This window comes from Meiothermus rufus DSM 22234, from assembly GCF_000423425.1.
Lineage (GTDB): Bacteria > Deinococcota > Deinococci > Deinococcales > Thermaceae > Meiothermus > Meiothermus rufus.
In genome coordinates, this window is the sequence record NZ_AUHY01000064.1 from 1 (window position 1) to 15,293 (window position 15,293).

Genomic DNA, 15,293 nt, shown 5'->3' on the forward strand with positions numbered 1-15,293 from the left:
CTTTCCTTTGCCGGTAGAGTCCCGAGGCTTTTTTTAGGACCTCCAGCTCCAGGGCCATCTGGCCGACCAAGCGTTCCAGTTCGCGGACGCGGGCCTCTTGTTCTGCGCAGCTATGGGAGAAGGCGGCATGGGCGTTATCCAAGAACGCCCGTTGCCACCTGTAGAGCACGGACTCTGCGACCTCGTGAGCTCGGCAGGCTTCGGCCACGGTCCTTTGACCCGACAAGACCTCCAACACAATTTTTACCTTTTCCTTCGCTGACCACCTGCGCATCTCGCTACCCCTTCAGGCTACACCCCTCGGTCTCTCTCTTGGGGTGGTCCAAATTTGGGGCAGCACTTCAAGCATCACCAAATACTCTCCACTCAAGATGAGGAATTCTCTCTCTTGCGATCCGAATGGCCTTGGCCGCTTCTTCAAACCCCTTCCACCTAGCTCTGCGGCCACCATATGAAAGCACAACGAACTTCTCTCTTGGATCTGGGGGGGTTCCATCCGGGAAAAATACATTATGATCTATCGCGTTCGTACATACAGGTACATCTTTGCATACCTCTTCTCTAAGCTTGGCTGAAAGCCAAGTTGAATTGGCAATAAGATTTAAATCTGGTAAATAATACGATGTAAGAGCATCCAAGTGGGCAAGCTTGGGAAAATCGCTCTCTACATCGAAATATGGTTCATAGTGTTGGCAAAAGTAAAACTTTTTCCCAGAACCATAAAGGTGCACAAGCGCTGCTGTCTGATATGAGGTTGCCATACTTATATCGGACGAAGGAATAGCCTGTTCACGCAAACCCTCAATCTGTCGAGCACGACGATAACTATACGGTGCCCATCTAGAAAAAGGGTACAAGGACATACCTATGACTTCTTTTATAGTTACCTTGTCTCGCTTTGCCAAAGCCCCTAAAAAGCGAAGAGAGGTGGTTGCTAGGTTCGATTTTTTATATCGAAATAACTCAAATTCTGGTTTGAACCACTGTGGAGCAGGCGAAGGTTCTATAGGAATCACCCTCACTATGTGACCCTTTCTTACCAGCCCATTGGCGTACTCAAAAGTAGTCAGGAGGCCTCCGCTAAACTTATGTGCATCAAAGCTTGGAACAAAAATATTCACGGTTGCCACTTAACGACCCCCTATCTCACTAAATATAGTGAGTGCGCGAGCTACAGCCTGATCCATGTTGTAGTAACGGTAGTCACCAAGGCGACCTGCAAAGATAACTCTACCTTCTAATTCCTTCTGTGCCAACTCTTTGTAAAGCCTGTATAGGGATTGGTTTTCTTCTCGAGGGACAGGATAATAGGGTTCATTCACCACTGGGTCATAGGCTTCCGGGTACTCTACCACCAATGTAGTTCCAGGGCAAACTTGTCCACTTAATCGCTTAAATTCTGTAATCCGCGTGAAATCATACTCGTTCGGATAGTTCAAAGTTCCCACATTCTGATGCCACTCTTCAGATAAATGAAGGAACTCAAAACGCAAACTACGATACGGTAAAGAGCCTTTGGTAAAACCGAAGAACTCGTCGATAGGTCCCGTGTAAATCATTCGGTTAAAATATACTTCGCCAGCAATTTCACGGTAGTCCGTGTTGAGAAGCACCTTAATATTCTTGTGGGCAAGAATGCGCTGGAACATAACTGTATAACCGTGCTTGGGCATAGCTTGGTATGTATCCTGAAAGTAGCGGTCATCCCGAGAAATATACACAGGCACCCTTCCCGTAACACTTGGATCTAGTTCCTCGGGTTTTAGTCCCCATTGCTTAAGGGTGTATCCGTAAAAGATATTTCTATAAATGTAGTCTGCCAAAAAGCGCATTTCGACATCGTCAGTCTCCTTCATCTTTAGGATAGGCACCTTAACCCCAAAGCCATATGTGCGGATCAGTTTTTCTTCTAGCCGCTCTGCATATTTAGGCGGGAAGAGGGCATATAAGGAGTTCAAGTTGAAAGGAACTGGAACCAGTTTGCCTTCAACCGAAGCCAAAACGCGATGGTAGTAAGGGCGCCACTCAGTAAACTGGGAAAGGTAGTCCCAAACCTTGCAGCTATTGGTGTGAAAAATATGGGGTCCATATTTATGGACAAGAACCCCATGTTCATCGTAGAAATCATAGGCATTTCCCCCAATGTGATTTCTTCTGTCTACCACCAACACTTTTTGGCCAAGCTGCGATGCAATTCGCTCTGCAAGGACAGCCCCTGTAAAACCTGCACCTACTATTAGCCAGTCTACTTTCATAACTTTTTCCCTCCCAACAGCCAGGGGCTCTTACCTGTGAGCCAAAGGTAGAGCATAATGGCAAAAGTCACAAACACTTCAACCAAAACCACAGCATAAGCCATACCCATATAAGACCATCTGGGCACCAAGAGAAGGGCCAACCCCAAATTAAGGAGGCCCGCACACAAGATTACAGCATTAAAGGGCCTATCAAGCCGCAAAGCCAGCATCCACTGGATGCCCAAAGCATTGCTGAGAGCTATCAGAGGAAGCAAAAACGCCAATACGCGCATTGCCGGAACAGATTCCCCAAAATCAGGCCCCAGCAAAAGCAGAACAATCCAAGGAGCTAGAAAAACTACTGCACCAGCCAACAAACCGCCCCCTATTCCCATAGCCTTAACAACTCGTTTAGCCAAGATTCCAGCCTGAATCGGCGAGTGGTTTACAAGATGACTTATTCGGGGGAAAAAAACCCGATTCAAAGGCTCCAGCAAGCCCAGAAAAGCCTTAGTCAGGCGCTCGGCACCCGCATAGTAGGCAACCGTTTGAGGAGAGACAAAAAGCCCTAGAATAAATGCGTTACCCACAGTGTAGAGGCTAACTGCAGCTCGAAAGAAAAAAAGACCCCAGCCAGAACGCAAGGCTTCTAGACTGGAAGCCACACTGGGCCAAGCGAAACCCACCTCTCTCCAAGCCAACCACATAGCCACGCCGCTAGACAGGGTGGAGGCTACTCCCTGAACAAAAAGAACCCACCAAGCATCAGAAGGAGAGCGAACCAAAAGAAAAATCATCACAACCGCTAAACTTTTGCTGAAAACCTCTAAAGCAGCTACGAACCGAAGACGCTCCAACCCCTGAAAAAACCAGGCAGGGCTAAAAGCAAGGGCCACCCCCCAAAACACCCCTGACCACAGAAGCCTTCGATCCTCCCTTAGGCTAGGTACTAACTCCGCAAAAAAAGCCGTTACTCCAAGCGCTAGAAGGGCCAAGATTAGCTTGGCCCCCAAAACACTGGACAAAATTTGCTTTAGTCGCATTCGATCTTCTCGATAGCGGGCTACTTCCCGTGTAGCCGATAGAACAAAGCCGTACTCCACTAAAAGGCTTAGATACTGGGCAAAAGACTGCACGATAGCCAGCAGCCCCCACCCCCCTGGCCCCAAAACTCGCGCTAGATAAGGCAGCATAAGCAAGGGGAGAACATAGTTCGCCACTTGAACCCCATATAGGGCCAGTAGGTTTTGCCCCGTTCGACTACCAATGAACCGGCGCACTCCAAGCATATTCGCTATCAGCTAATCCTCACGACTGCTTACTCGCTTTTTCTCCCCCCTGCTAGGGGATTCCATAAACGGAAAACAGAAATAGCCTATATACCAGATACTTATAAAGCAACCACAAATGCACATCCGGATTTGGAAAACTGCAATCCCAGTACGAACAAATCCCATCTCATCCGGGCTCTCCCAACCAGCCTTTGGCTACATGCAGGATGGCCTCGGCCTGGGCCAGGGCAGCCTCAGCCTCGCTTTGGGTATAGGCCTCGGCAGGGGTGAGTTCGGCCAGAGCATCGGGGTAGCGGGTGGGGATGTACAACTTGTCCAAGGCCAATGCCGCTTCAAGAAGCGGGCTAAAGCGCCCTTTGGCTTCTTCTGGCATCTCCCGCACCAACCGCCCCAGCGAGTGGCCCCAAGGGTCGGCATCCTGGGCCAGCCAAACGGCTTTCAAGGCCTTCTCCCCGGCCTGCTGCGCGTAGAAAGCTGCTTGAGCACACTTGGCCCCGGCGAGCAAAACCCGGGCGGCCTCGAGGTCATCCTCGGCCTGGCGCAGCCAGCGCAGGGCCTCACGTCGCTGTTTCTCCACGCTCATAAATAAGCCTTGCCTCCCTCATCACCCCACGCAGGAAGGGTAGCTCGCGCCGGGCGGCGAACTCCTCCGGGGTAAGCACCACCGCCTCCACCGGCAGCGGTAGTGCCCGCAGGGCCCAGAGCACCCGGCCAACCCGCTCCAAGGGGGGCAGATCGGTCGGCCAGAGCACCAGCAGATCCAGGTCGGAGCGGCGGGTGGCCGTTCCCCGGGCGTGTGAACCAAAGAGGTAGACCCGCTCCACCCCCAGCGCCTTCAGGGCCTCGCGTGCTGGCTCGAGCCAGTCCATCCCGGCCCGTATGCTAGCATACGCAACCGGAGGTAGGCAGCCATGCCCTTCAAGTTTGAACCCTTAACTATTCCCGAAGTCGTCTTGATCGAGGCCCAAGCCTTCCCCGACGCCCGGGGGTTCTTTATGGAGACCTTCAAGCACTCGGCCTTCGCCCAGGCGGGCATCCGGAAGAGCTTTGTGCAGGATAACCTCTCCTGCTCCCGCCGGGGCACCCTGCGGGGCCTGCACTACCAGATGAACCCTTCGGCCCAGGGCAAGCTGGTGGCCTGTTTGCAGGGGGAGATTTTCGATGTGGCGGTGGATCTGCGCCGCGGCTCGCCCACCTATGGCCAGTGGGTGAGTGCGGTACTGAGCGCGGAGAACCGCCGTATGCTCTGGGTACCGGAGGGCTTCGCCCATGGTTTCCAAGCCCTGCAGGACAACACCCTGGTCTGGTACAAGGTCACCGCCGAGTACGCTCCCTCGAGCGAGCGGGGCCTCCGCTGGGACGACCCCGCTTTGGGCATCCCCTGGCCCCTGGCGGAAGGGGCCCTACTCTCCCCAAAGGACGCGGTGCTGCCCACCCTGGCCCAACTAGAGGAGAAAGACAACAACTTCGTGTACGAGGTGCGCGTATGAAAACTCTGCTGGTCACTGGAGCCGGAGGCTACATCGGCAGCGTGCTGACCGGGATGCTGCTGGAGGCAGGCTACCGGGTGCGCGCCCTGGATCGCTATTTCTTTGGCCCCACCCTGCAATACCTCCAACCCAACCCCAACCTCGAGGTGATCAAGGCCGACGTGCGCGACTTTGACCCTGGGCTATTGGAGGGGGTCTGGGGGGTCATCGACCTGGCCGCCCTGTCCAACGACCCAGCCGGCGAGCTCGACCCCGAGACCACCCTGGCCATCAACCACCGCGGGCGGGCCCGGGTGGCCCGCCTGGCCAAGGAGCGGGGAGCCAGGCGGTATGTGCTGGCCTCGAGCTGCAGTGTCTATGGCTTCCAGGAGGGCCTCCTGGATGAAGCCTCCCCCACCCGACCCCTCACCACCTACGCCGAGGCCAACCTCCGGGCCGAAGCCTCTAACCTGCCGCTGGCCGACGAGAGCTTCTGCGTGACCGCCTTGCGCCAGGCCACCGTCTACGGGCTTTCACCCCGGATGCGCTTCGATCTGGCCATCAACGGCATGACCCTGGGCCTGTGGAAAGAGGGCCGGATTCCCCTGTTGCGCGACGGCACCCAGTGGCGCCCCTTCGTGCACGTGCGGGATACCTCGCGGGCCTTTTTGGCCGTTTTGCAAGCCCCTAAAGAAAAGGTCAACGGGCAGATCTTCAACGTGGGCTCTGAAGCGCAAAACTACCAAATCCTGCCCCTAGCCGAGGAGATCGCCCAGGCCCTGGGCAAGCCCTTCCAGTTCGAGTGGTACGGGCTGCCCGACCACCGCTCCTACCGGGTGAGCTTCGCCAAAATCCGCGATACCCTGGGCTACACCCCCCAGTTCACCCCCAGCGACGCCGCGCGGGAGATCGCCCAGGCCTTAGAAGCGGGCCAGGTGGTGCCCGACGACCGGACCATCACCCTCAAGTGGTACAAAAACCTGATGGAGTGGCAGCGCATCCTGCGCGAGGTGGAGCTGGATGGGCGGCTCCTCTAAGCTAGTGGCAGTTATCGGGGCCAAGGGCCAGCTTGGCAGCGACCTGGTGGAGGTGCTGGCCCAGGCCTTCGAGGTGGTGGGCTTTACCCACGCCGACCTCGAGGTCAGCGACCCGGCCTCGGTGCAGCAGGCCCTAGGCCAGCGTCCCTGGCGGGCCATCGTCAACACCGCGGCTTTACACAAGGTCGAGGCTTGCGAGGCTCAGCCGGAGCGGGCCTTCCAGGTCAACGCCTTAGGGGCCTTGTACGTGGCCCAGGTGGCCCAAAAGACCGGGGCCAAGTACGTCTACATCAGCACCGACTACGTCTTCGATGGCCGCAAGGGCCAGCCTTACCTCGAGGCCGATCTGCCCCAGCCCCTCAACGTCTACGGCGCTTCCAAGCTGGCTGGGGAGCACCTGAGCCTGCAAGCCCAGCCCGACACCCTGGTTCTGCGCATCGCCAGCGTCTTCGGCAGGGCTGGGGCCAGCGGCAAGGGGGGCAATTTCATCGAGGCCATCCTGGGCAAGGCCCGCGCCGGGGAGGCCTTGAGGGTAGTCGCCGACCAGTACATAAGCCCCACCTACACCAAGGATGCCGCCCGGCTGCTGCTCGAGCTTTTGCGCCAGGACGCCCAAGGCCTTTTCCACGCAGCCAACCAGGGGGTCTGCACCTGGCACGCCCTGGCCCAGGAAGCCCTGCGGCTGTGCGGCCTGGAGGTGCCGGTGGAGGCCATCCCTGCCAGCCGCTTCCCCTCGCCGGTGCGCCGTCCGGCTTTCTCGGCCCTATCCAGCCAGCGCCTGGCCGGACTGGGGCTCGCCAGCCGGAGTTGGCAGGAGGGCCTGAGGGACTATCTACGGGAGAAGGGCTACATTTAGGATGCGCGCGCTTTCCATTGTGGTGGTCTCGCACAACGCCCGGGCGGTGCTCCTGGAATGCCTGCGCCGCTTAGCCGCCTTCTACCCCCAGGCCGAGGTGGTGGTGGTGGACTCCGGCTCCACCGATGGCAGCGCCGAGGCGGTGGCCGAACGCTACCCAAGCTGGCGGCTGTTGCGGCTGGAAAACCGCGGCTACCCAGCGGCGGTCAACCAGGGCCTGAAGGCCTGCAGCGGGGAGTTGCTGGTGCAGATGAATAGCGACGTTTACCTGAATCCGGGCGACCTCGAGACCCTGGCCGAAGCCCTGCACCTGTACCCTCGGGCCGCCCTGGTGGGGCCCACCCTGGTCACCCCCCAGGGAAACTACCAGTCTTTCGGGCCGCTGTACGCCCCCAATTACTGGTTCCTGCGGGGCCCCCGCCCGGTGGCCTGGATATCGGGGGCGCTGACCCTAATGCCGCGCGCCGCCTACCAGGCCCTGGGGGGCATGGACGAGCGCTTCTTCTTTTACAACGACGACCTCGAGTGGTGCGCCCGGGCCCGCCGCCAGGGCTGGCAGGTGCTGTTGGTGCCCCGCAAGGTGCTGCACCTGGGGGGTAGCTCGACCCCCAAAGACCCCCGCTTTATGGCCGAGGGCTACCGGGGGGGGCTTTTGTACTCGCGCGAGTATCTGCCCCTTCTGCACGGGCTACACAAAAAAGCGGTCTGGCTCGAGGCCTATTTGCGCCAGCGGCTCGAGCCCGACCCCCTGCGGCGGCAGGGCTATGGTCTGATTACGCAGATGCTGCGGGAAGACCGGCTGGAGGTCTCCCCTTTTCTCGAGCCCAGCAAACATCCTGCTTCACGCTAAATTCCACAGCGTGGGCAAAGCGGAAAACCCTTGCAACTTTTCGTCCCGGGTCACCAGTACCGCTCCTATGCGAAGCGCCGTCGCAGCAATAAAACGGTCGGCGGGATCAGGATGGGGTAGGGCCAAGGCATCGGCCTCAGCAGCAGTGTAGGCGTCCAGGGATAAAACCTGGATGCCCGGAACCCGCAGGGCTTCCTCGAGCCAACGCCGGGCCTCGAGGCGAAAGGCCAGCCGCTTTTTCCGCGCCAACACGCTGACCTCCCAAGCGCTTATAGCCGAGACAAAAAGGGCCTCCTGCCGCCGGGCCTCTTCCAAAAGCCCCTCCAAGCCGGGGGGAAGCTGTGCTGGATTAGAAAGAAAAAAAACCCAGGCGTGGGTGTCGAGCAGATACCTCATTCAGCGTGACGACTCCCCGGACTAAAGTCCAGGGCTTCTCGGGAATCATAGCATGGCTATGCCCGAAGGCCCCGTCCAGGCCCAGCATCGCATCGCGACGCAATACCTTGACTCCGTATCGGCAGGCGAGCGCTATGCTCAAGCTCTGCCATGGGTTTGCGTTTGGAGTTTTACCCACCGGACTACCCGGTGGAACCCCCTACCCCAAGTTTCAAGGTTCGCCGGGGACTTGCGTCCCCATAGGGAATTGTAGCATACCTGTTGTCCAACACAGCAGTCCACCTGCGGTGGACGTGAGGGTCAGATTGCGCCGCGCTCGGCGCAATCCCCCGGTTTGAAAACCGGGGGATTATAGCCCCCACACCCCCCTCTTCTCTAAAGCCTCCCAGGCTTCTCCGGTGGGCTCCGTGGGTTGGTCGTAGTGCAAAAGGGTACCTTTGAGGCGCTCCCGCACCTCCTCCCCCCGGTATGGGCGCACCTCCAAAACAGGCCGGCCCCGGTCACTTAGAATCAAGGGCTCACCTGTGTTCTCTACCCGCCGCAGAAGCTCTAGGGCGTGGGCTTTGAAGTAGCTCTTGGATACCTTCATGACCATGGTCATGGTACATGGTCTTTTATCTTACGAATCAAGCACCGCCTACAACCGCACCCGGCTGCGGTCACCCAGTACTAGCTGTAGGGTGTGCCGGCGGGTCTGGCCCTGGCCGTCCACCACCACCCCCTGGCCCAGGATGCTGCTATCCAGGCGGTAGGGCAGGGCGTGCACCTGGGCCTCGTCCATCAGAATGGAGTACTCCACCTCGCTGGACCGCACCACCGCCCCCCGGCCCAGCGAGGTGTAGGGGCCTATGAAGCTATCCTGCACCAAAGCTCCGGGGCCGATGTAGGCCGGGCCGCGCACGGTGCTACGCACGATCCGGGCCCCTGGCTCGACCACCACCTCCCCCACCACCTCGGCCTCCTCGAGTTCTCCCTCCACCCGGCGGACAAAGCTGGAAAGGGCCAGGCGGTTGGCGTCTAAAAGGTCCTCTGGCTTGCCGGTGTCCTTCCACCAACCGCGCACCTGGTGGGCCACCACCCGTAACCCTTCGTCCACCAGGCCCTGGATGGCCTCGGTGATCTCGTACTCGCCTCGAGCCGAGGGCTTCAGGCGGTGAATGATGGGGTGAATGGCCGGGCCAAACAGGTACACCCCCACCAGGGCCAGGTTGGAAGGGGGCTCCGCCGGTTTCTCTAGCAGACGCACCACCCGGCCCGACCCGTCCAGCACCACCACCCCAAAGGCCCGGGGGTTCTCCACCGGGCAGAGCAGCACGATGGCCTCCGGACGGGTCTGGCGGTACTCGGCCACCAGGTGCTGGATGCCGCCGGAGAGCAGGTTGTCGCCCAGATAGAGCACGAAGGGGCTATCCCCCAGGAAGGGCTGGGCGGTTTTGACCGCGTGGGCAATACCCAAAGGGGCTTCCTGCAGGATATAGGTAAAGCGCACCCCAAAGCGCCCACCGTCGCCCAGTGCGGCCCGCACCTCCTCCCCGGTCTCGGGGCTGAGGATAACCCCAATATCGCGAATGCCCGCGGCCTGTAGGTCTTCCACCGCGTAGAACAGGTTGGGCTTGCCGGCGATGGGGATGAGCTGCTTGGCCCGGGTGTGGGTCAGGGGGCGCAGGCGGGTGCCCTTGCCTCCAGAGAGGATGAGTCCTTTAAGCTCCATAGCCCTCCTAGTTTACCGGCTGGCAGTGCGAGGAGCTTGGTCAGCGGGGTGTTGTAGAATCTGGGAAGTTTGAGCCAGGTTGTCTGTTCGACCGCTATTGCGCTGTGCGCAAACGTATCCGGGTTCGTTGGAGGGTAACGACATGGTTCAGTCCAGAAGCCACACCGACCCCATCCTCGAGAAAAGCCCGCCCAGCCTGCTGCTATGGGGCCAGCCTACCCCTGCGCTAAAGGCGCTGGCCCAGAGCCTCTCGGCTGTCTTCCAGCAGCGCGGGTACCGCCTCGAGCCCGGCGCCGAAGCCCCCCGGGCGGTGCTGAACTTCATCCGCGCCGAGCAACCCACCCCCTACCGGCGCAAGGCCCAGGGCACCATGGTGATCTCCTTCCTCGAGCTACCCCAGATGCCCCCCGACCCCATCGCCGCCCTGTACAGCTACCTGGTGCGGGCTTTGTCCAACATGCTGGTGGTGTACGTGCCGGGACAGGGTGCCTACTTCCTCACCCTCGAGCTAGGCCAGTACCACGAGCCCGAAGGCCCCCAGTTCGCCGAGCGACTCTTCGAACGCATCCACCCCATCGCCTCCTCGGTACTGGTGGTGAACAACCGCTTCGAGGCCGACCTCGAGCCCGAACTCTGGCAGGGCGACACCCTCACCCAAAGTTTGAGCGCTGCCGGACGCAGGCTGGCCGAGTGGGACCTGCTGCCCGCGGCCTTTCCCATCGAGGAAATTCTGCCCCCCGAAGACCTCCGCCACGTCAAGCGGCTATACGGCATTGGCGGCCTCTCCTACGGCAACCTCTCGGTGCGCAAGGACAGCCAGCGCTTCTGGATGTCGGCCAGCGGGGTGGATAAGGCCAACCTGCGCGAGATTGGCCGGGACATCCTCATGGTCAAGGACTACGACCCGGTCGAAAACGCCATGCGCCTCTCGGTGCCCCCCGGCCTCGAGCCCCGCCGGGTCAGCGTGGACGCCATCGAACACTGGATGATCTACCGCGAGCACCCGCAGGTGGGGGCCATCATCCATGTGCATGCCTGGATGGAGAACATCCCCTCTACCCAGTTCAACTACCCCTGCGGCACCTACGAGCTGGCCTGTGCAGTGGCAGAAAAGGTGCGCCAGGCCCCCGACCCCAGCCGGGCAGTGGTGGGCCTGAAAAACCACGGTCTGACCATTACTGGGCACAGCTTAGAGGACATCTTGGAGCGCATCGAGGGCCGCCTCTTGCGCCAAGTACCCATGAGCTAAAGGCCCATTCGTGCGCGCAGAGCTCTGGCCCGCTCGAGGAGGGGGGCCGCTTGGCCGCTGAGCTGGGCCTGAAACTCTAGGGCCACCACCTTGGCCGGGGTAAAGGCCCGACCATCGGGGTTGGGAAACAGGCTGTTGAGCAGCTCGAAGTCCGAATCGGAGCGCCAACTAGCCTCCTTTTTGAGCTGATCCAAATAGGCCCACTGGAAGCGCTCCTCGCTCAGCTCCCCGGCGATGAAACGATCCAGCAAGCGGGTGTAGGCCTGAAGCCCCACCACGGCTGGGTTGTACACGGGTCGGCCAATCTGGATCGGCAGCCACTGCAACAGGAGGGGCTCGAGGTAATCGGGGTTAATCTTCCAATTGTCCAGGTCGAAAAGGGGCCGGGCCTGGCGGAAGAGGATGAACTGGGGGCTGTGGTGCTGGATGCCGGTACGGGCCTCGACATGGTCGGCGGCAGGGCGGTCTTCAGGTATGCGGATGATGCCCAGGGCCACATCCGGGCGAGGCTCGAGGTATTTTTCCACGTAGCGCAAAGCCTCGAGGGTTTTGTCGCTGGTGCTGGCTTTGCAGATGGCCGCCAGCTCGTACTGTTCCAGGAAAGCATCCACCTCCTGGGGAGTTTTGAGGGCAAAGACCCGCTCGTGTAGGCTCATGGCGTTCCCAGGATAAACAGGTTGGAGTCTATACTCCGTGGCCCAACGCCCGTTCGCGGGCCTATCCCTCCAGCAAGGCCTGCATACCCTCCACCGCCCCCATCCGCAAAACACAGTCGGCCCAGCGGGAAAGCAGGGTGGGCTCGGGGTTAATCTCGATCAGGTAAGCCCCACTCTCCGCCGCCAGCCGCCCCAGGCTGGCCGCCGGCTCGACCTCGGCACTGGTTCCAATGACCAAGGCCAGCTCAGCCAGGGCAAAGGCCTGCCAGGCCCGCTCAAAAGCCCCTTCTGGCAGTATCTCACCAAACCAGACCACGTCTGGGCGGGCTCTAAAGCCGCAAGCCGGACACAGCGGCGGGGGCACAAAATCCTCGGGCGCGGGAAGGGCAAAACGGTACTCACAGCGCTCGCAGCGGCCTTGGGCGATATTGCCGTGCAGCTCTACCAGCCGCCGGGAACCGGCACGGCGGTGCAGGCCATCCACATTCTGCGTAACCAGTAAAAAGCCCTCGCCCACCTGCCCTTCCAGCCGCACCAGTAGCTCGTGGGCAGGGTTGGGCTGGGCCTCCTGCACCTTGCGGTAGCGCCAGGCGTACCATTCCCAGACCTTCTGAGGGTTGCGGGCATAGGCCTGGGGGGTGGCGTACTCCTCGGGGTCGAAATCCTTCCACAGCCCAGCGGCATCGCGAAAGGTGGGGATGCCAGAGGGCTTGGAGATGCCTGCCCCGGTGAGCACCGCCACCCGGCGGGCCGAGCGTAGCCGGGCCTGGGCTGTGGCGAGGTGTTCCATGACCATAGTGTACGGGGGAATGCCCGCCGCGTAGAATTCTGGGAGCGATGCCGCTGCGCTTATACACCGCTCGAGCCATGCGCGAGGCCGACCAGAAGGCGGTAGCTCTGGGCTATCCCAGCCTGCTTTTGATGGAAGCCGCTGGCCTAGCCGTAGCTCGGCAGCTGCGTCAGCATTATCCAGGCCGCCAGATAGCAGTGCTGTGTGGCAAGGGTAACAACGGAGGGGATGGGCTGGTGGCAGCCCGCTGGCTGGCCCACTGGGGCCTCGAGGTAGCGGTGTTTGCCGCTGAAGGGCAGCGTGGCGATGCCGCCCTGGCCCGGCAGGCCCTAGAGGCCCACGGCATCCCGATTCACCCCCTCTCGGCCTGGCAGCCCCAGCGGCATACCGTGGTGCTCGATGCGCTGTTTGGTACGGGTCTGCGAGGGCCACTGGAGGGTTTTTATGCCGCGCTGGTGGAACAAATCAACGGCTCTGGCCTACCGGTGGTGGCGGTGGATCTACCCTCGGGGCTCCCTTACTGGCCCCATGTCCGTGCCGGGCTGACCGTAGCCCTGGCTGGGCTGAAAAACGAACACCTGTTCTACCCTCACCGGGCGGCCTGCGGGCGTATCCTGCTCGAGCCCATCGGTATGCCCCCCAAAGCCCTGGAGGCCCCGGGGCTGCCTGAGCTATTGGATCACACTTCCATGCAGGCGCTGCTCCCCCGGCGGCCAGGCCATGCCCACAAGGGCTCGGTGGGACGGGTGCTGGTGGTGGGCGGCTACCCTAGCTACATCGGCGCACCCAGCCTGGCCGCTTTGGCTGCCTACCGCAGCGGGGCTGGCTTGGTCACGGTGGCCTACCCCGCCGACTGCCCGGTAGAGCCTCCTCTGGAGGCCGTGCGCCTGCCGCTGGCGGGTTGGAGCCCCGCCGGCTTGCAGAAGGCCCGGGCCGAGGCGCTGGCCGTGGGCATGGGGGCTGGGGAAAAGGGGGTAGAGGCTGCCTTGGCCGCACTGGGGCTGGCCCGCCCCACCGTGTTAGATGCCGACGCCCTACACCCGGAGGTGCTCCAGGCCTACGCCCAAGCGGGCCTACCCACCATCCTTACCCCTCACCCAGGGGAGGCCAGCCGCTTGCTGGGCTGGCCCAGCCATCAGATCGCGGCCCACCCCCTCGAGGCCGCACAAGCCTTGGCCCAGCACTACCAGGGCCTGGTGGTGGTGCTCAAGGGCGGGCCCACGGTGCTGGCCTGGGCCAAATCCGAAGAGGGGCTACGCCTGGCCGTTAACCCCACCGGTAACCCCCAGATGGCCACCGGGGGTATGGGCGATGTCCTCTCAGGGGTGCTGGCCGCGCTGCTGGCCGCGGGGCTGTCCCCCTGGGAGGCCGCCCGGCTCGGGGTCTATTGGCACGGTCTGGCCGGCGACCTGGCGGAAAAGCCCGGCCTTCTAGCCCACGAGGTAGCCGAGGCCTTGCCCGAAGCAGCAAAGCGGCTACGCTCAGGCCAGGCTAGGGACTTCTGGGAGCCTGGGTTTGCCGGACACCTGGCCCCCCCCACTTATCGCGAGCAACCAATCCCGGCGGGGGAATATGAATCGGGTTAGAGTAAGGGCAACACCCAGGGCCTGCCGCTGGGGTGCCACATGACCGCAGCCTTGAGGCCATAGCCTGCCTCGAGGCGCTCAGCGGTGAGCACTTCAGTAGGGGCGCCCTCGGCCACCAAGCGGCCTTGGTGCGGCAAAAGCAGCCGATCAGCAAAGAGGGCCGCCAGGTTGAGGTCGTGCAACCCCACCAGCACCGCCCGACCTGAGCGGCTCTACGCTAGGAGCAGGCGGAGTACCTCGAGCTGGTGCGGGGGGTCGAGATGGTTGGTGAGCTCATCCAACAGCAGCAGGCGGGCCTCCTGGGCCAGCACCCGGGCCAAGGCCACCCGCACCGCCTCCCCCCCGAGAGGCTCGGGTAGGCCCGTTGACCGAGGTGGGCGCTGTCGGTCTGGTGCAGGGCCTGGCGGGTTACCTGGTGGTCGTAAGGGGTTTCCGGACGGCCCTCCAGATGGGGCAACCGGCCCAGGAAAGCCACCTCGTAGGCACTAAAGGTAACACCCATCTCCTGGTGCTGAGAAAAGATGGCCCGCTCACGGGCCTGCGCTAGCGGCGAAAGCCGGCTAAGCAACCGCCCTTCCCAGCGCACCTCTCCTTCGCTGGGCGGCAGCTCTCCGGCCAGCCGGCGCAGCAGGGTGGTCTTGCCGGCCCCGTTGGGCCCCAGGAGCACCACCAACTCCCCGCCCACCAGCCGCAAGTTGATCCCTCGCAGCAGCCAGCGCGCCCCCCGGGCTACCGCCCCTACCAGGATTAGGGTGGTCACCTGAACCTACCCCTCGCGGTAGGCCAGCCGCCAGACCAGGGCCACCGCTAGCAGGGTACCGCTCAAGACTGCTACCGGCAGCCCCTACAGGGCCCAGCCATCGCTGACCCAGAAGCTCCACAAAGCCCCGCCCAAGGCTCCCCCGGCCCCCATGCCAATCAAGGCGGGGTCGGCCAGAGGGGTGCGGAAAAGCCCCTGCAGCACCGCACCACTGAGGCCCCATAACCCTCCCACCAATGCCGCCAGCAGGACCCGCGGCAGGCGAATCGGGGTCAGTACCATTAGGAGTTACGCAGTTGCAGTTGACTGGACATTCTTCTGTGTGCTAGGAGGAGAGTGCTTAGCCAAGCTTCTCCAAAGGGGGTGATGCCCATGAACCCACCGAAGTGCGATGACCTGGACTA

At 61.5% G+C, this 15,293-nt stretch carries 19 protein-coding genes and 1 pseudogene; 6 read left to right on the plus strand and 14 right to left on the minus strand.

All coding sequences use genetic code 11. The annotated features are described in order from the left end of the window. The 6 genes and pseudogenes from G552_RS0111160 to G552_RS0111180 form a co-directional block, all read right to left on the minus strand. Nucleotides 1-274 (minus strand): annotated as a pseudogene (locus G552_RS0111160) (transposase); the annotation flags it as partial. 67 nt (nucleotides 275-341) lie between these two features. Continuing rightward, nucleotides 342-1,130, minus strand: coding sequence for a glycosyltransferase family protein (locus G552_RS16340; RefSeq protein ID WP_156890730.1), 789 nt, complete (start codon nucleotides 1,128-1,130; stop codon nucleotides 342-344). Beyond that, nucleotides 1,131-2,255, minus strand: a complete 1,125-nt coding sequence (gene glf, locus G552_RS0111165) for a UDP-galactopyranose mutase (RefSeq protein ID WP_027883116.1) — start codon at nucleotides 2,253-2,255, stop codon at nucleotides 1,131-1,133. After that, complete coding sequence (locus G552_RS0111170; protein WP_156890731.1) at nucleotides 2,252-3,526, minus strand: oligosaccharide flippase family protein; 1,275 nt, start codon at nucleotides 3,524-3,526, stop codon at nucleotides 2,252-2,254. Before G552_RS0111170 ends, glf begins: the two co-directional genes overlap by 4 nt. Nucleotides 3,527-3,695: 169 nt before the next feature. Then, on the minus strand, nucleotides 3,696-4,112 hold the full coding sequence (locus G552_RS0111175; protein ID WP_036270740.1) for a HEPN domain-containing protein: 417 nt from the start codon (nucleotides 4,110-4,112) through the stop codon (nucleotides 3,696-3,698). Next, a complete protein-coding gene (locus G552_RS0111180; protein WP_051195786.1) occupies nucleotides 4,087-4,398 on the minus strand; it encodes a nucleotidyltransferase domain-containing protein in 312 nt (103 codons plus the stop codon). Before G552_RS0111180 ends, G552_RS0111175 begins: the two co-directional genes overlap by 26 nt. A 42-nt stretch (nucleotides 4,399-4,440) precedes the next feature. On the opposite strand from G552_RS0111180, the gene rfbC reads away from it, so the two are divergent. From rfbC to G552_RS0111200, 4 genes are read left to right on the plus strand one after another with little or no spacing between them, the layout of a single operon-like run. Continuing rightward, on the plus strand, nucleotides 4,441-5,019 hold the full coding sequence (gene rfbC, locus G552_RS0111185) for a dTDP-4-dehydrorhamnose 3,5-epimerase (protein WP_027883120.1): 579 nt from the start codon (nucleotides 4,441-4,443) through the stop codon (nucleotides 5,017-5,019). Next, on the plus strand, nucleotides 5,016-6,035 hold the full coding sequence (locus G552_RS0111190) for an NAD-dependent epimerase/dehydratase family protein (protein WP_027883121.1): 1,020 nt from the start codon (nucleotides 5,016-5,018) through the stop codon (nucleotides 6,033-6,035). The genes rfbC and G552_RS0111190 overlap by 4 nt, the downstream gene beginning before the upstream one ends. Next, nucleotides 6,019-6,891, plus strand: a complete 873-nt coding sequence (rfbD, locus tag G552_RS0111195) for a dTDP-4-dehydrorhamnose reductase (protein ID WP_027883122.1) — start codon at nucleotides 6,019-6,021, stop codon at nucleotides 6,889-6,891. Before G552_RS0111190 ends, rfbD begins: the two co-directional genes overlap by 17 nt. 1 nt (nucleotide 6,892) lies before the next feature. Further along, a complete protein-coding gene (locus tag G552_RS0111200; RefSeq protein WP_027883123.1) occupies nucleotides 6,893-7,741 on the plus strand; it encodes a glycosyltransferase family 2 protein in 849 nt (282 codons plus the stop codon). Here the strand turns inward: G552_RS0111200 and G552_RS0111205 are convergent. The 3 genes from G552_RS0111205 to G552_RS0111215 form a co-directional block, all read right to left on the minus strand. After that, nucleotides 7,733-8,137: a type II toxin-antitoxin system VapC family toxin gene (locus G552_RS0111205; protein WP_027883124.1), complete on the minus strand. Its 405-nt coding sequence runs from the start codon at nucleotides 8,135-8,137 to the stop codon at nucleotides 7,733-7,735. The two genes, G552_RS0111200 and G552_RS0111205, sit on opposite strands and share 9 nt — an antisense overlap. A 349-nt stretch (nucleotides 8,138-8,486) precedes the next feature. Further along, a complete protein-coding gene (locus G552_RS0111210; RefSeq protein ID WP_027883125.1) occupies nucleotides 8,487-8,738 on the minus strand; it encodes a type II toxin-antitoxin system prevent-host-death family antitoxin in 252 nt (83 codons plus the stop codon). A 36-nt stretch (nucleotides 8,739-8,774) separates the two neighbouring features. Further along, on the minus strand, nucleotides 8,775-9,848 hold the full coding sequence (locus G552_RS0111215) for a glucose-1-phosphate thymidylyltransferase (RefSeq protein ID WP_027883126.1): 1,074 nt from the start codon (nucleotides 9,846-9,848) through the stop codon (nucleotides 8,775-8,777). Between the two features lie 142 nt (nucleotides 9,849-9,990). Between G552_RS0111215 and G552_RS0111220 the strand changes: the two genes are divergently transcribed. Continuing rightward, nucleotides 9,991-11,097 (plus strand): class II aldolase/adducin family protein, encoded by a 1,107-nt coding sequence (locus tag G552_RS0111220; RefSeq protein ID WP_084640431.1) that lies wholly within the window; start codon nucleotides 9,991-9,993, stop codon nucleotides 11,095-11,097. On the opposite strand, the gene G552_RS0111225 is transcribed toward G552_RS0111220, so the two are convergent. Continuing rightward, complete coding sequence (locus G552_RS0111225) at nucleotides 11,094-11,753, minus strand: monothiol bacilliredoxin BrxC family protein (RefSeq protein ID WP_027883128.1); 660 nt, start codon at nucleotides 11,751-11,753, stop codon at nucleotides 11,094-11,096. The genes G552_RS0111220 and G552_RS0111225 overlap by 4 nt on opposite strands. Before the next feature lie 61 nt (nucleotides 11,754-11,814). Next, nucleotides 11,815-12,543, minus strand: a complete 729-nt coding sequence (locus G552_RS0111230; RefSeq protein ID WP_027883129.1) for an SIR2 family NAD-dependent protein deacylase — start codon at nucleotides 12,541-12,543, stop codon at nucleotides 11,815-11,817. Nucleotides 12,544-12,590: 47 nt separating this feature from the next. Here G552_RS0111230 and G552_RS15310 point away from each other — a divergent pair, with 47 nt between their 5' ends. Continuing rightward, nucleotides 12,591-14,129, plus strand: a complete 1,539-nt coding sequence (locus G552_RS15310) for an NAD(P)H-hydrate dehydratase (protein ID WP_425411439.1) — start codon at nucleotides 12,591-12,593, stop codon at nucleotides 14,127-14,129. Here the strand turns inward: G552_RS15310 and G552_RS16810 are convergent. From G552_RS16810 to G552_RS0111245, 3 genes are all read right to left on the minus strand, one after another. Further along, nucleotides 14,126-14,323 carry an ATP-binding cassette domain-containing protein gene (locus G552_RS16810; protein ID WP_245575185.1) on the minus strand — a complete coding sequence of 66 codons (198 nt, stop codon included), beginning with the start codon at nucleotides 14,321-14,323 and terminating at the stop codon, nucleotides 14,126-14,128. The genes G552_RS15310 and G552_RS16810 overlap by 4 nt on opposite strands. Nucleotides 14,324-14,346: 23 nt before the next feature. Next, entirely contained in the window at nucleotides 14,347-14,889 is a 543-nt protein-coding gene (locus G552_RS15315; RefSeq protein WP_245575186.1) for an ATP-binding cassette domain-containing protein, read from the minus strand. 84 nt (nucleotides 14,890-14,973) lie between these two features. Continuing rightward, nucleotides 14,974-15,171 (minus strand): iron chelate uptake ABC transporter family permease subunit, encoded by a 198-nt coding sequence (locus G552_RS0111245; RefSeq protein ID WP_027883130.1) that lies wholly within the window; start codon nucleotides 15,169-15,171, stop codon nucleotides 14,974-14,976. Between the last annotated feature and the right edge of the window lie 122 nt (nucleotides 15,172-15,293).

Coding starts and splice junctions, on each gene's coding strand:
- glf (WP_027883116.1), bottom strand. CDS start 2,255: ATGAAAGTAGACTGGCTAATAGTAGGTGCAGGTTTTACAGGGGCTGTC.
- G552_RS0111170 (WP_156890731.1), bottom strand. CDS start 3,526: ATGCTTGGAGTGCGCCGGTTCATTGGTAGTCGAACGGGGCAAAACCTA.
- G552_RS0111175 (WP_036270740.1), bottom strand. CDS start 4,112: ATGAGCGTGGAGAAACAGCGACGTGAGGCCCTGCGCTGGCTGCGCCAG.
- G552_RS0111180 (WP_051195786.1), bottom strand. CDS start 4,398: ATGGACTGGCTCGAGCCAGCACGCGAGGCCCTGAAGGCGCTGGGGGTG.
- rfbC (WP_027883120.1), top strand. CDS start 4,441: ATGCCCTTCAAGTTTGAACCCTTAACTATTCCCGAAGTCGTCTTGATC.
- G552_RS0111190 (WP_027883121.1), top strand. CDS start 5,016: ATGAAAACTCTGCTGGTCACTGGAGCCGGAGGCTACATCGGCAGCGTG.
- rfbD (WP_027883122.1), top strand. CDS start 6,019: ATGGGCGGCTCCTCTAAGCTAGTGGCAGTTATCGGGGCCAAGGGCCAG.
- G552_RS0111200 (WP_027883123.1), top strand. CDS start 6,893: ATGCGCGCGCTTTCCATTGTGGTGGTCTCGCACAACGCCCGGGCGGTG.
- G552_RS0111205 (WP_027883124.1), bottom strand. CDS start 8,137: ATGAGGTATCTGCTCGACACCCACGCCTGGGTTTTTTTTCTTTCTAAT.
- G552_RS0111210 (WP_027883125.1), bottom strand. CDS start 8,738: ATGACCATGGTCATGAAGGTATCCAAGAGCTACTTCAAAGCCCACGCC.
- G552_RS0111215 (WP_027883126.1), bottom strand. CDS start 9,848: ATGGAGCTTAAAGGACTCATCCTCTCTGGAGGCAAGGGCACCCGCCTG.
- G552_RS0111220 (WP_084640431.1), top strand. CDS start 9,991: ATGGTTCAGTCCAGAAGCCACACCGACCCCATCCTCGAGAAAAGCCCG.
- G552_RS0111225 (WP_027883128.1), bottom strand. CDS start 11,753: ATGAGCCTACACGAGCGGGTCTTTGCCCTCAAAACTCCCCAGGAGGTG.
- G552_RS0111230 (WP_027883129.1), bottom strand. CDS start 12,543: ATGGAACACCTCGCCACAGCCCAGGCCCGGCTACGCTCGGCCCGCCGG.
- G552_RS15310 (WP_425411439.1), top strand. CDS start 12,591: ATGCCGCTGCGCTTATACACCGCTCGAGCCATGCGCGAGGCCGACCAG.
- G552_RS0111245 (WP_027883130.1), bottom strand. CDS start 15,171: ATGGTACTGACCCCGATTCGCCTGCCGCGGGTCCTGCTGGCGGCATTG.